Here is a 280-nt window from a genome sequence, read left to right on the forward strand (position 1 = left end):
GCATGGACCTGGGCATTTCTTGATCTCGTCGGCCAGGTGAAATTCCTCACGCTTTTTGCGCTGCTGTTTGGTGCGGGCCTGCAAATGTTGCTGCCCCGTGGCAGACGCTGGATCCAGTCGCGGTTAACGCTGTTAGTCTTGCTGGGTTTTATTCACGGTTTATTGTTCTGGGACGGCGATATTCTGCTGGCTTACGGGCTGGTGGGCTTAATCTGCTGGCGGCTGGTGCGCGATGCGCCATCGGTAAAAAGCCTGTTTAATACAGGCGTCATGCTTTATC

At 54.3% G+C, this 280-nt stretch carries 1 pseudogene; it reads left to right on the forward strand.

Features of this window, described 5'->3' with window-relative positions:
* A pseudogene (locus tag V5P19_RS23375) lies at positions 1 to 280 on the forward strand (hypothetical protein); the annotation flags it as partial.

Origin of the sequence: Enterobacter sp. UNJFSC 003 (assembly GCF_036903355.1) — a bacterium.
Lineage (GTDB): Bacteria > Pseudomonadota > Gammaproteobacteria > Enterobacterales > Enterobacteriaceae > Enterobacter.